This is a genomic window from Microbulbifer sp. SE14 (assembly GCF_059834885.1).
On record NZ_JCBAJA010000013.1, the window covers coordinates 12,969 to 26,896 of the forward strand.

Here is a 13,928-nt window from a genome sequence, read left to right on the forward strand (position 1 = left end):
TCTCTCTTAAAATGCTTTTCCATAGAAAGTTGTCAGTATCCGCTCTGTGCCCCCCGCACCCTGGCCTCGGGCTACTATTTTGAAGACCTGGATATTATCTAAGCTGAGCTTGGTCGCTCCCGCACTGAGGTCCACATCAGCCGCGTTAGAATCATCAGAAGCCGATCCAGCCAGTTCTATGTAGATACGGCCGGTCATCGAATTTCCATCAGGGCCATCCATCGCCACATCCCATTCCACCGAGTTGCCGTCTGTCCAGGTATCCCCGGCGAACAGGTCTTCCGGCCCACTGCCGGCGGGGTAAAGCCATCCGGTAGAACCAAAGTCCGCAGTATCTGGAAGCCCCTCTATATAGTCCTCCCCTTTTCGAACCATGGATTCGGCAACTTCCAGGGCAACCTTTGCATCCCGGGATGCGAAGGTCATCCGCTCTCCGAGGATCACTCCACGGGCACCGGATACGCCAATCAGGGTCAGCACCAGCAGAATAATCAGGCTGACTATTAAAACTGCACCCTGCTGCTGTGTCATAGCTCTCATCACATGCTTCCTCGATTTCGGACTTTGATCGTGGTTGTATACAGTTTCCTCAAACGCCCATCGGTGTAGGTTCTATCATTACCATCGATATCGGGTATCGTCTGGCTTTCGATACCTGCATTACCGGCACTCGCCACGATCAGCTGTATTTTTAACGCTGTAACATCGTTCATCTGATCCGGATCGCTTACTGCCCCCTGCCATATGTCTGCTATCTCATCGCCATTCGTATCCCGCCCGTAGAGAATCTGCATATCATCGATACCGCTAACGAGCTCCCTGGGGTTGCCGCTGCCTTCTTCGAACATAAACAGGGAGGGAGACCCGGTATCATTCAACGATAGAAAGAAGGTGTGCTGATAGGGAAGCAACAACTTGGATTCCGCGCCGTAGCTCTGTGACAGGGTGTCACTGGTATTCTGAACCCAGTCTGGATCGACCTGTCCGGTATCGTGCGAAACAGTCCTGTTTGAACCGTCGCCCGGATCGCCACTCACTCCGGTAACCGTTACTACGTCCCCGCCCCGGCAATTGGCGACCAATACTACCTGGCCAGCCTCCACCGAGCAGTTGCTGGTCACTTCAAGAGAAGCTCCCGCTGTATCCACCAAGCGGCCTGTGCCCCCGCAGGCATCGACCGTACCGCCCAGGACCAGAACATCGGTATCCTCTATTACATCGAGCCCATCGACCTTCTCACTATCTCCAACATTATCTATTCCCTGCACACCGGAACCGCCAATGGACGACTGGAAGGTGCTGCTAGTGTTGCCGTCCAGGTGATTTGTGATGCTATCCTGGTCAGGAGTACAGCCCCAGTAGTCCGCCAAACGGACCTCCCTGGTCAGGAAATCCATCGCAAAGCGGCCATTCTCCTGCACACTGGAGAAAGCCACCTGAGTACTCATGGCCCTGCGGTTGCTGTCAAATATCTGAAGTACTCCCAGGAGCAGGATGGAGCTGAGTAGAATCCCGATCATCAGTTCGATCAAGGATAGGCCGATCTGACGATACAGCGATTGCATACCTAAAGCTCCACACTCATTTCAAAGGAGGCATCCTCCGCCCCCCCAGCACTACTGCCATAATTTTCCGCGGTATGCTGCTCTTTCCATACCATCGTAACAGTAACATCGCTGCCGTTACGTTTTACTTCCCCGGTCCCTGAAGGCAGGTTGGTGCTCACCACCTGCCCCCACTCGAACAGGTCCAGCTCGGCCAGCTTGCTGACCGAACAGCTGGTGCTGCAGTCGACCGGACTCTCACTTCCATCCACTTTGTTTTCGTAATTACCCTGTTCCAGGCCGCTGGGGTTAGCGCGCATACGCTCAATGATTTCCTGGGCCGCCAGTGCCGCCATGTAGCGATGGTGAGCGCCATTGGCGTTTTTCAGGCTTAACATCTGGGTGGCAGAAAGACCGAGCAGACCAACGGCCAATACCAGCACGGCAACCAGTACTTCAATCAGGGTTGCGCCACTATGCCTTCTCACTTCCTAGCCCTCACTTTCTGTACAAGTAGTATTGGCAGATAAACGTACGGCACCGGATGTGAGCAAAGTCAGACCACGCCCAAAATCTCCCGCACGGCCATCGCACAGCTCCACGGTTACGCTGTCAGAAATCCCACTGGCATATCCCCGGGCGTCGAAGGCAAAATCCAGATCCTGAACCGCATTGCTTCCTTCCTTGGCACTGAGGGTCAAACCAGAGGTTTTGATACGGAAAACCCGCAATTCTTCACCACTTTCAAAATTACCATCTCCGTCGTCGACCCAGACTCTCAGGCCGTTACTCACATCACCTGAGAGGGCACTGACTCTGACACCACCACCACGACGCACCGCCTCAGAACGCGCGTACTGCAGGGAACCTGTGAGGTCGTTAATTGTGGTCACCATGCGATTGTTTTTAATCATGTTGGAAAAGGATGGAACTCCAATTGCAGAAATAACACCAAGAACAGTGATCACGACCATAAGCTCTATGAGAGTAAATCCAAAAGACCGCTCAAATTCATTCATAGTTATTTCCTGATAGAAATATATTAACGACGAAGACTGCTACATAAGGAAAAACACTCTCTACAGATGCCAAGACTTTTATCTCATTATTTTTTACCTTCATATCGGGCATACAAATACTGTCCATTAACCGGCTCATTGGCGAGGCGAAAGATGACAACAACACGCCGAAAACGCCAACTACTTCCTTTTTTTAACAGCATCATTAGTAAATATTCCTACTATAAACTATTTAAATGGAACAATTTCTTAGAGCAATACACTGGTTGCTATGCAGCATTGCCACTCTATACTGGAACAAAGAAGTGATCGCCCAACCGAGCCTCCAGGGCGGCAAGAAGCGCGACTACCGCCGGTGACGGACCAGTTCTTCCAATGGTTCCATGAGCAGCTGCAACGCGCAGATCTCCTGCCCCAAGACCCCCTCACCCAGGCGCTCGGCTATGTACTCCAGCGTGAATACAAGCTGCGTGTGTTCCTTGGAAGACCCGGACTTGCCCATGGACACCAACCACTTGGAGCGTGCTCTGCGGCCGATCCCGATGGGCAGGAAGAACTGGCTGTTCTGCTGGACGGAACTGGGAGTGGAATACGTCGGCATCATCCAAAGCCTGATCAGCACTTGTAAAAGCTGCACCACATCAATCCGTATACCTACCTCACGGATGTGCTGCTGCGCATCAACCGGTACCCGGCCGCCAAGGTGGCTGAGCTAACGCCGCGGCTGTGGAAATACCCGCTGCGATCAGATATCTACGACAGGGTCAATAACGCCGTAGAATTGGCCGTTACGCCGGTGATGAGCTGATACCAGAAATCGGATTTGCTCTGAGATGTCATGTGGATCTCCTGATCGTTAAAAATCAGGAGCGTATCGGGATGGCAATTCGGATTTTAGATCGGGTTTATTGAGTGCTTACGAACCAACGCTATCCCGCTATTGACCATAGGTCACGTAGATGCAGGTCGGGACGCCGTGCCGGGCCGATTACTCACGCTGAACACGTACCGGCAACGGTGTCGGGTGTGCGTGGCGAGTCGGTGGTGGCGAACTGGGTGCGATAAAGGTCGGCGTAGAGACCGCCGTCGGCCAGCAGTTGCTTATGGGTGCCGCGTTGCACGATGCGGCCGTCGTGGAGAACCAGGATCTGGTCAGCCTCGCGGACCGTGGATAGGCGATGCGCGATGACCAGCGCAGTGCGCCCCGTCAACGCGGTGGACAACGCCTGCTGCACTGTGGCCTCGCTTTCAGAGTCCAGGTGCGCGGTCGCCTCATCGAGGATGACGATCGAGGGCGCTTTCAGCAGCAGCCGAGCGATGGCGATGCGTTGCTTCTCGCCGCCGGAAAACCGGTAGCCCCGCTCGCCCACGACGGTGTCCAAGCCGTCGGGAGCTGCCCGAATCAGCGTGTCGATCTGCGCCGCTTTCAGCGCGGCCCACAGTTCGTCGTCGGTGGCATCGGGTTTGGCGTAGCGCAGGTTCTCCGCGATGGTCTCGTGGAACAGGTGGGCGTCCTGGGTGACCACGCCGATGGTGTCGCGCAGTGACTGCAGCGTGGCGTCGCGTACGTCGACGTCATCGATGAGCACCGCACCGCTGGTCACGTCGTACATTCGGTTGACTAGCATCGAGATTGTGGACTTGCCGGCACCGGATGGGCCGACCAGTGCGACCAACTGTCCGGGCTTTGCGGTGAAAGAAACGCCACGCAGCACGGGCCCAGTAACGCTGCGCTCAAGCGTCGCCACCTCCTCGAGGGAGGCCAGCGAGATCTCCGAGGCGATCGGATAGCGGAAGATGACGTCGCGGAACTCGACCTTCGCGGCGCGCGGTGGCACGTTTACAGCGTCCGGCTTTTCCGCGATGGCAGGCGGCAGGTCGAGCACCTCGAAGACGCGGTCGAACGAGACCAGCGCGTCCATCACATCCACCCGTACGTTGGACAGCGCGTTGATCGGGCCGTAGAGGCGCACCAGCAGCAGGGCCAAGGCGACTACGATACCCGCGTCCAGTGCGCCCTTAACGGCGTACCAGCCGCCTAGGCCGTAAATAAGGGCTTGGGCCAGTGAGATAACCAGCATCATGGCCACGAAGAAAATCTGCGAGTACATGGCTCTCTGCACACCGATGTCGCGCACCTGCCCGGCCCGTTCGGCGAAGCGGCCCGCCTCGGTCTCCGGCCGGCCGAAAAGCCTCATCAACAGCGCACCGGCCACTCCGAACCGCTCGGTCATGGTGGCGTTCATGCGGGCGTCCAGGTCATACGACTCCTTGGTGATCGCCGCCAGTCGATGCCCTACCCATCGCGCAGGCACGATGAACAGCGGCAGCATGATCAGCGACAGCACCGTGATCTGCCACGACAGAGTCAGCATCACGCCCGCGGTCAGGACGAGCTTGATGATATTGCCGACCACACCAGACAGGGTCGACGTGAACGCGCGCTGTACTCCCGTCACGTCGTTGTTGAGCCGGCTGACCAGGGCGCCGGTCTGCGTCCGGGTGAAGAACTGTATCGGCATCCGCTGCACGTGGTCGTAGACGCGGGTACGCAGGTCGTAGGTGAGGCCCTCACCGATCCGCGCCGAATAGAAGCGCTCCGCAAGCAATAGCAGCGCGCTAGCCATGGCTAAAGCCGCAATCAGCATCGCGAACTTCACGACACTAACGCCCGCGTCGGGCGCCAGCTCCGACCCCGGCAGCGGCACGATGGTGTCGACAACCCGACCCGCCAGCAGCGGCGTGACTACGCTGATCAAAGCATCGATTACGACCGTAGTCAGGAAGAGCGTGATGTTCGCCCGGTATGGTCGAGCGAAGTGGAGGATCCGCCGCACCGTCTGCCAGCCGACCTTACGGTTACTTATCTCTGTGAAACGACGAGACCTCATGAATGACTCCAGACCAGTCGCGTTGCTCAAATAGTTCACGGGTAGCAGTTACTGCAGTGCTCGTCCAGTGGACATCAGATCTCCAACAGGAGTACCGACGGAAGGATTGACCTGGGAAACATTCTCAACATCTGATACAGAGATCCGCTAATACCGGTCATCAACCCGGGTGGGGGGGCCAGAGTTTGGCAGGAGCTTCGCGACAACGCCTCTGCGCCACCAAGCGCTTTAGCTCGGAATCGATCGACTTCGCATGCCCACCCTTCGGTTGGATCCATAAACGCGGCGACGGACTCCATGAATTCCCAAGCACTAAGATCCCCGTGGCAAAGTGGTTGCCCTAGGCCGAGTCCCTCGATACGTACGTGAGTGGCAGCACGCTGGGCGCGATCCAAGTGATCATAATTGCCGGTACGTCTGTAAAGATCGACAGCAGCTAGGCCGATTCCTACACTGCCGCGGCACCAGGTCACGGGAAAGCTTGACCTTGTTGAATCATTCGCCTCGAACCACGCACCACGTTCAGTGTCGTACATGGTTTCTTGGAAGTCGAACGCCCTGCCCGCTAGATCTGTCCAGCGTTGCTCACCGGTTGCCAGGCCTAGCCGCGCTAGCGCCCATCCAATTCCCGCCACGCCGTGCGCGAATCCACCCAGCCCATTAGCGGGCTCATGGGACGGCCAATGTACGCCGAGGTCGGCGGCAATAGCATGCTCTGCTAGATACTCACCCGCGCTTGCCGCCAATCCGAGAAAGGTCGTATCGCCAACGCGTTCGGCCAATGTGATCAGCGGCACTATTACCCCCGCCGCGCCGGACATAAGGTCAAAATCTGAATCACCATGGAGATTCGGCCCTATCCTATTGGCTGCGCTTCTCGCCAGCGTCAATCCATCCTTGTGCCCCAAGCGATGCAGCAGAAGGCCCGCCCACACAAGCGATGCGTTACCAGTGTAGGCGCCTAGCTGATTAGAGTTCGGAACAGCATCCGGGTTCCGAAGTGCATGAAGCAAGGTTGATACTGCTCCATCCAGCACTAGCGGCAATTGCGGCAACGAGTCGGCCTCGCTCGAGTGTGCTGCGTGTGCAAAGGCCGCCAGTGCTACTGCTATGCCGGCTATACCGTCGTACAAGGTCGCCGGCAAAGTCGTGACTGTTCTTCCGGACGTACCGCTGGCGTATTGCTCCACCACGGTACCGATCCATGTGGCAGTACCGTCGTCCCCCAGGATTGCCATGTCGCACAGCTGGCGTGCCAGGTTTCGAACAGTTTCCATCTGCAGTTCCCGGCTAATTGCATCCGTTGGTTCTGCGCTTCGGCCAAGTAATTCGCTGCGAGGGCCCATGTATGCGTTGGACAAGGACATCTCTACGACCAGAGAAGCAAGCTGGTGATCGCTGCTTTGCCAGCGGTCGATAGTCGCGGAGATCTGGTTTCCAAGGTCGGCGCAGAATATGCCAGATGGTCCAGTAACCAAGCCTTCGTCAGGCGTGAAGGCGAACGTAGGGATATCGCCGACCAGCAAATCGTCGATCTCCGCATCGAATACGTCGACACTGTCTTGATACAACCATGGATTCCTGTGACTTTGCTCGCGTAGCACTTCGCGGACTTTATCGACCACGAATTCCTGGTTACATAGGCCGATTGGATGCCAGAGTGCCCGCGACAACTCTCCATATGTCTGGGTTTCCCGAGGAACCAAGCGGACTGGGCAGCCGGAAAAGCGCCTGAGGGCAACGGTCAGACGACCCGATTGGTCTAAAGCCGCCAAGTTGTCCAACCCTGCTCTGTACCCCGCGACTAGATCGCTCCAGTACCGATCTGGTCGTCGAGACGAGCTTGATTGCTGACTGGCCGCCTGGGTAGGCAGCCGATCTAACTTCAGTCGCGCATGATCTGTACCTAGTGCATCGACCACTGGAGCCTCTACTAGAGGCTGCTCAGCTGGTAGGGCACCGACAGCAGACAGGTCAGTCCCATCCAGCCAGGAACGGCTCGGCAACAGGCCTGTGCTCATGACTGACCGAACTGTGCTTTGGGCGAGCGAGACTGCCTTTCCGAGGACTATACTCCCATGAGCGTTGGAGGGTATTGGTGTAAAAAGTGTTTCGCAGTCGATTATTGTCGGGACCGGCCCGCAAGAGATAACGTTCTCGTAGTGGAGATCGGTAGCTCCCAATAATTGCATAACGGCTTGCATTGATCCGATAGCGCGGTAGTATCTCCGTTCCTCGCTCTCGTTTGCGGGGTGTCTGTGTTCCGCATGCTCGGCCCAACCATACTCAACACGATCAATGACACGAGGAACGGCGAACTCCGCACCAGCTAAGCCGGAACTCAAGTCATCAAGGAATTCCCGCAGTGCCGCATCGACTTTCAGCGGACGCGGCTTATACCAAAGAGTGCCGCCGAGGAAATCCAGGCGAGCGACAGTTCTACCACCGCGATGGCTGTCGCCCCAGCCGAAGCTTAGGCCAGTGAGTTGAGCGTCCTCTATAAGACCTGCGAAGACGTTGCACTCGCGATCAGAAGCAAGTCGATGGCCGAGTTCGACTGCAGCCTCAACTCGGTATTCAATGAGTCTGCCCAGCCGCCACTCCATTGCGGGGTACTGTACGCACAGACCGCTCCAGAACTCGTCTTTGGCTGCAATTTCAAGAAATTCCGACCACCGATCGGCCGAGGTACCTGCCGTCAGAGCACCGTGCAAGCGAGCGATGTTGAGTTCTACGAGCAGCAATCGACTCAGTTTCTGGTGCAACGTTACGCCCATCGACTTCTCGAATGCCGAGACGAGGATTTGATGTTCAGACGAGGAGAGTAGTTTGGCGCGATGGCGCAATCCGACTGAGACGCAGTTGCAAGCCTCCAGTATCTTTGGTTTGAAAACCGCGAGAAAGCTCTGCGCCCCCCCTATGTTTGACGGCATTATCGTGGCTCCTCTGTAACGTCAGACGCACGACCGTAACTGCCAAAACGCAGAACGGCCGCGCGCCCGGTCTTACTAAGCGAAATTGGCCGGGGCGAAAGTGGTCGGGCAGCTTCCCGAGCAATCCCACGCCGTAGGCGTAGTTTTAGCAGCGATATCAACCCCCTGCGGGATCGTGAGGTCCCGCAGGAAGAGCGGCCCAGCAGGACTCTCGGCCCCTTCCGGAATATTCACGCCGGTTCGCCAAGCTTCCGCAACTCGTGTCATTTCAAGATTTTGCATAACAGATCTTTCCTCTTATCGCTCTTAGTTTCGGCGAGGTAAAAATGCTTTGCCGTTCGCCAACTACCCCTACACAGCGGAGCAATTTGTACCTCGCGACTCTTCGGTACTAACTTCTCCTGGCTAGACAATATTAGTTATTGCCGTGCCAGAAGTGCATTATATAATTATAGAATATCCTGCATACGGGACATTTCTGCCATTAGAGGGCCAAAAGAATCTAAGGAACCTCTGAATAGCTCGCCAATCGCTGCGGCATCATCAGTATTTTCTTGTGCAGGCCTAACATTGGACCAAAGCAGCCCTGTAAACTGTTTATTTTTTCGCCTAAAATATTCCTTTCAGCATATTCCAGGCGAACTGTCCCTAGGCCAGCAGATATTTTTGACTACGCAGCAGGTTCGACAGATCGGCCAGTACATATAACCGGTTAGTGTTCTTTGCCAAGCCTCGATAGCGAATCTTGCTGTAACCGAACATGCGCTTGATATAGAAGAATACATGCTCCACCTTCGCGCGCACGCTTGCCTTGATCTTTTCGGCTCGTTTCAACGTCTGCGAGATTGAGCTGCTTTCGCTTGCCGGGCCGCATCGCAACGCGCCAATCCAGATTCCTTGAAGAGAGCGCCTCACGGTTTTCCGCACCTCTGTAGCCCGCATCGGCCCAGACACGCCTTTCTTCACCGTGAAGTAGCTTGTCCGCCACATTCAGATCCTGCTCGTTGTCTGGTGTGGTTTCAATACTATGAATCAGGGCGAGAGACTCATCTATGCCAATGTGCATCTTCATGCCAAAGTGTCATTCGTTACCCTTCTTTGTCTGGTGCATTTCTGGGTCACGCTCACCGTCCTTGTTCTTTGTCGAACCCGGGGCTGAAATGATGGTGGCATCCACAATACTGCCTTCCCGCAAAATCAGACCGTGCCGGTCTAAGTGCTTGCTGATCTTATTAAACAGTTTCTTGCCAAGCTGGTGCTCTTCAAGAAGGTGACGGAAGTTCAGGATCGTTGTCTCATCGGGCGCCCGATCTAGTCGAATACCGGCAAAGCGGCGCATCGACTCAATTTCATACAGAGCGTCTTCCATGACGGGATCGCTCAAGTTGTAGACCAACTACATAATGTGGATACGCAATATGGCGGGCAGCGAATATGGTGGCCGGCCCACGCCGCTACGGACATAATACTTGACGACGGATGACGCCAGCTGTCTCCACGGCAACAACTGATCCACTTTCTCCACGAATAGCTCGCGCCGTGTTTTACGCTTTTTGATGGCGTATTCGGCTTCGGCGAAGGTCAGTTGGCTAATGATTGAATTCGTGTATAGTGAAAAAATGTAAATTATGCCAAAGTAGAGCACTTTTTCAGAGGTTCCCTAAGTAAAAATCTTTCAGCAGGAAGAGTCCCAACGCAAAAAAATACGTTCACCCATAAGCCACAACCCGGTCTCTTCCTGAGCGTTTTGCATTGTACAAACGCTGATCTGCTAGCTTTACCGAGCACTCAAAGCTTGACTTACTATACAGAATAGAGATACCGGCACTGAATGTCACAGAAACAACTGCATCATTACACTTGAATGGATATTTTTTAAAATCATCCTTGATTTTATTTAAAAGAATTTGTGATGAATCCAATTTTGCCTCAAAAAGAATAAGCAAGAACTCTTCCCCTCCCCATCTTGCATTGATATCACCACCTTTCGTATGATTTATCAAAATCTCTGACAGCTTCACGAGCACCAAGTCGCCAAAATCATGGCCGTAGCAATCATTAATTTGTTTGAAATTATCGATATCCAGGAGAATCAAAACTGCCGGCTGTAACATTTTCTTTTCTTTAAGGGTCGACTGCACTCCGTGCCGGTTTAATAGCTTGGTTAACGGATCAGTACTAGCCAGATTTCGGTGGCTCTCTGACGCTCTGGAGATAGCGCTGTAAGAGCCGACGCGAATCCATTCGCTTGCCAGGACCAACACATAAAGTGTAATTGACGCAACTATAATCCTAGTCGATTCTAAATAGGAGTAATCATAAGTGAACGAGAATGGTCCAAAAATAAAAATGGAGTTAATCAGTATATACAACCCCATGTAGATACTTCCCGCCTTAGGACCGACTACCAAGATCATAAGCATTGATATCGAGTAAGACCAGTAGACTCCAGTACCTTCGGCGCCGCCACTTAACAGAAGAAATGAGGCCAGGGCAAGCAAAAACAGAGCCAGGAAAAGGCTGACAGGCTGCACTTTATCTAGTTTTCTAGCAATTTGAGTTAGTATGAATACGACCCCAAGACACAGGAAAAGAACACTCCCTAGAACTAGGCGATCGCTTGTGATCGACAGAACTCCAAAGACACACAAAAATATGCTTCCAATTCCCGCGAAAGCGTATATCAGAAGCCTCTTTCGCTCGTTCTCTATCTCTTCCGGAGTTTGCCCAAACTTCACTTTACCCCCTTTGAGTATGACGAGCCTATAGACCAAGGCTTAAACAGCATTCTCGATTTTTTTTGGATCAAATTTATAATGGAGGTATATATGGCGAGTAATTGATCGCATCAAGCAAGAAAGTCAACTGAGTGGGCATATCATCAAAGTCCGGAGAGATCTAGTGGTGACTTTGAAAACCTCAACAGACAAACTGGCGCCTAACAGATTTTCAGGTAATAGAGCTTGCCAACACACCTCCCTACCGGAAGATGTGTGGTACTTGCACACCCTGTGAGAGAGTGACATTACTATTACACAGACTCAGGGAGGATTCTCTGTCATCCGGGACAGGAACGGGCCACTCCGGTCATTCTCGGTCTTAGCCACGTTAAACACCACCGGCTGTTTCTCGATAAAAGTGTCAATTCCCTCCCGCTAACCAGGCAGGCAATTTCAAGCTGACCAAACCGAGCCAAGCCGGCATCGAAGGTTAGATCGCACACCAACGCCAGTTCGCACCACAACCCGGAGCGTAGCCGTTGGCGCCAGTGATCTTGGAGCTTGCGCAGCTTGGAGACGACCTCCCAATCGGCGAAGTAGCCTGAGCATATCAGCCCATGAAGGTGGACTGTGGTTTACGATTCTCCCTGCTGGCAGTTCTCACGGTTAATCGTAAGAGACCACCAGCTTCCCGATCATATTGCCATTCTCAAGCAACTGGTGGGCTGCAATGAACGTTGCAGCATTCATACCGTGCAAAGTCTTGGTCAGCGTTGTTTCCAAAGCACCTTGATCAACATGCTCGGCAATGCGATGCAGTATCTCACCCTGCCTGTGCATATCCGGCGTCTGGAACAGGCTACGGGTAAACATGAGCTCCCAGACAAAGCCCGCACTCTTGGCCATGAGAGGCTGAATATCATGCGGCCTTTTCGCGCTTGCCACGGCGCAAACCAGGCCCTGGGGTGCGACCAAACGGGCCATTTCCGCAAAATAACTATCTGTATCATGTGCACAGAGAATACGGGGGAACATGCCATCTTCAAGTTCACTGAGTGCCGCATGCTCCAGCACTTCCGATGCACCCATACTTCTGCACCAGTCACGGCTTTCCGCTCTTCCAGCCGTAGCGGTGACGGGGATCTTGGCAAGCTTGCACAACTGTAGCACCATCGACCCCAGCCCCCCTGCGCCGTTGATCAACAACAGCGGCGTTGCTTCATTGTTCGCAGAGGGAATTTCATCATAGCCCAGTCGATCAAACAGGCATTCCCAAGCGGTAAGGCCGGTCAGGGGTAGCGCGGCCGCCTGTATGTGGTCCAGCTTCCGCGGTTTTAGCGATACGATACGCTCGTCCACACACTGGAATTCAGCATTGCTGCCCGGGCGGTCAATCTGGCCTGCATACCAGATCTGATCAGCTGGTTTGAATCGGCTGACATCCTTGCCTGTCGCCACAACCTCACCACTGGCATCCCAGCCGAGAATTCTCGGTTGATCCATCGTGCTCGACTGGGAAAGCCGGGTCTTTATATCGACGGGGTTTACGGATACAGCCATCACTCTGACCAGGAGATCGTGCGGCCCCGGAACCGGGTCCTGAATGTCCAGATCATTCAGCGCTTCCGGGTGAGTGACCGGAAGGCTTTTAGAGTATCCAACGGCTTGCATAGCGTTTGTTACCTTTTGCGTGTTCAATGCGACATGCCACGACCATACATGCCACGACCATATATGGTTCTGATTATATCGCATGCGTGCTAATCACGCGGAGAAAACCATGAAACAGCTTCTAAGTAAGCTTCGGTTTACTAACTACCCCAAGCTTCATAACGTCGGGATTGGAAAAGAACGCTGCGTAACAGCCCGGTGTATAGTCATACGCTGTATGCTTATACAAATTCAGGCAATAAAATTTGCCACGCACCTCCCGACCGGGAGATGCGTGGCATTTGCACACCCTGTGAGAGAGTGAGGCTACTATTACACAATCTCAGGGGAAAGCTCTCTGTCATCCGGGACAGGAATAGGACATTTCGGTCATTTCAGCCGCAACTCCGGTTAAACACCGCCGGTCGCTTCTCTATAAAAGCATCCATACCTTCCCGCTGGTCGGGCGTGGCGAACAGGGTGTGGAACGCACGGCGTTCGAACAGCAGGCCTTCCTGGAGACTTGTTTGCAGCGCTCGATTCACCGCCTCGCGCGCGGCCTGGACGGCGGTTTTGCCGTAGCTCGCAATAGTTTGAGCTATAGCCATACTTTCCGGCAGCAGAGCCCCATCGCTGAACACCCGGGAGACCAATCCGGCCCGCTCCGCCTCCCGGGCACTTATCGGCTCGCCGGTAAGAATCATGTCCATCGCCTTGGCCTTGCCGATCAGGTGCGTGAGGCGCTGGGTGCCGCCCATGCCGGGCATAACGCCCAGGGTGATTTCCGGTTGGCCGAAACGGGCGCTGTCGGCGGCGAGAATCAGGTCGCACATCATCGCCAGTTCGCAGCCGCCACCCAGGGTGTAGCCGTTGACGGCGGCAATCTTGGGTGTGCGCAGGTTGGCGAAGGCCTCCCAACCTGCGAAGAAGTCTACACGCATCAGCTCGGGTACGCTGAACTCGCGCATTTCCTTGATATCCGCGCCGGCGGCAAAGTAGTTGTCCCGGCCGGTCAGGACAAAGCAGCCGACCTCCGGATCCCGGTCGAGGGGAACAAGGGCCTCGGCCAGCGCTTCCATCAGGGCGCTATTCAGGGCATTGCGGGCTTCGGGGCGATTCAGCCGGATGAGGACGACCCGGCCTCGATGTTCCAGTTCAATCACAATATCGT

General features: G+C 54.5%; 10 protein-coding genes and 2 pseudogenes. 1 reads left to right on the forward strand and 11 read right to left on the reverse strand.

Translation table 11 applies throughout. The features are described 5' to 3' along the window. Positions 1 to 6 precede the first annotated feature (6 nt). The 4 genes from AC6R19_RS10755 to AC6R19_RS10770 are packed head-to-tail and all read right to left on the reverse strand — an operon-like array spanning position 7 to position 2,563. Entirely contained in the window at positions 7 to 540 is a 534-nt protein-coding gene (locus tag AC6R19_RS10755) for a pilus assembly PilX family protein (RefSeq protein ID WP_500579824.1), read from the reverse strand. Then, a complete protein-coding gene (locus AC6R19_RS10760) occupies positions 540 to 1,565 on the reverse strand; it encodes a PilW family protein (RefSeq protein ID WP_500579825.1) in 1,026 nt (341 codons plus the stop codon). The genes AC6R19_RS10755 and AC6R19_RS10760 overlap by 1 nt, the downstream gene beginning before the upstream one ends. A gap of 2 nt (positions 1,566 to 1,567) precedes the next feature. Next, the gene (pilV, locus tag AC6R19_RS10765) at positions 1,568 to 2,032 is read right to left on the reverse strand and encodes a type IV pilus modification protein PilV (protein ID WP_500579826.1); all 465 of its coding nucleotides are present in this window, start codon (positions 2,030 to 2,032) and stop codon (positions 1,568 to 1,570) included. Between the two features lie 3 nt (positions 2,033 to 2,035). Continuing rightward, the gene (locus AC6R19_RS10770) at positions 2,036 to 2,563 is read right to left on the reverse strand and encodes a GspH/FimT family pseudopilin (protein ID WP_500579827.1); all 528 of its coding nucleotides are present in this window, start codon (positions 2,561 to 2,563) and stop codon (positions 2,036 to 2,038) included. Between the two features lie 278 nt (positions 2,564 to 2,841). On the opposite strand from AC6R19_RS10770, the pseudogene AC6R19_RS10775 reads away from it, so the two are divergent. After that, a pseudogene (locus AC6R19_RS10775) lies at positions 2,842 to 3,371 on the forward strand (IS66 family transposase); the annotation flags it as partial. A 184-nt stretch (positions 3,372 to 3,555) separates the two neighbouring features. Here AC6R19_RS10775 and AC6R19_RS10780 read toward each other — a convergent pair. From AC6R19_RS10780 to AC6R19_RS10810, 7 genes and pseudogenes are all read right to left on the reverse strand, one after another. Further along, complete coding sequence (locus AC6R19_RS10780) at positions 3,556 to 5,454, reverse strand: ABC transporter ATP-binding protein (RefSeq protein ID WP_500579828.1); 1,899 nt, start codon at positions 5,452 to 5,454, stop codon at positions 3,556 to 3,558. Between the two features lie 74 nt (positions 5,455 to 5,528). Further along, positions 5,529 to 8,387 (reverse strand): type 2 lanthipeptide synthetase LanM family protein, encoded by a 2,859-nt coding sequence (locus AC6R19_RS10785; RefSeq protein WP_500579829.1) that lies wholly within the window; start codon positions 8,385 to 8,387, stop codon positions 5,529 to 5,531. Positions 8,388 to 8,462: 75 nt separating this feature from the next. Continuing rightward, positions 8,463 to 8,669, reverse strand: coding sequence for a DUF6229 family protein (locus AC6R19_RS10790; RefSeq protein ID WP_500579830.1), 207 nt, complete (start codon positions 8,667 to 8,669; stop codon positions 8,463 to 8,465). A gap of 366 nt (positions 8,670 to 9,035) precedes the next feature. Then, positions 9,036 to 9,981: pseudogene (locus tag AC6R19_RS10795) on the reverse strand (IS5 family transposase). Between the two features lie 115 nt (positions 9,982 to 10,096). Continuing rightward, on the reverse strand, positions 10,097 to 11,125 hold the full coding sequence (locus tag AC6R19_RS10800) for a GGDEF domain-containing protein (RefSeq protein WP_500579831.1): 1,029 nt from the start codon (positions 11,123 to 11,125) through the stop codon (positions 10,097 to 10,099). A gap of 648 nt (positions 11,126 to 11,773) precedes the next feature. After that, positions 11,774 to 12,778, reverse strand: a complete 1,005-nt coding sequence (locus AC6R19_RS10805) for a zinc-binding alcohol dehydrogenase family protein (protein ID WP_500579832.1) — start codon at positions 12,776 to 12,778, stop codon at positions 11,774 to 11,776. Between the two features lie 374 nt (positions 12,779 to 13,152). Continuing rightward, positions 13,153 to 13,920 (reverse strand): enoyl-CoA hydratase-related protein, encoded by a 768-nt coding sequence (locus AC6R19_RS10810; RefSeq protein WP_500579833.1) that lies wholly within the window; start codon positions 13,918 to 13,920, stop codon positions 13,153 to 13,155. Between the last annotated feature and the right edge of the window lie 8 nt (positions 13,921 to 13,928).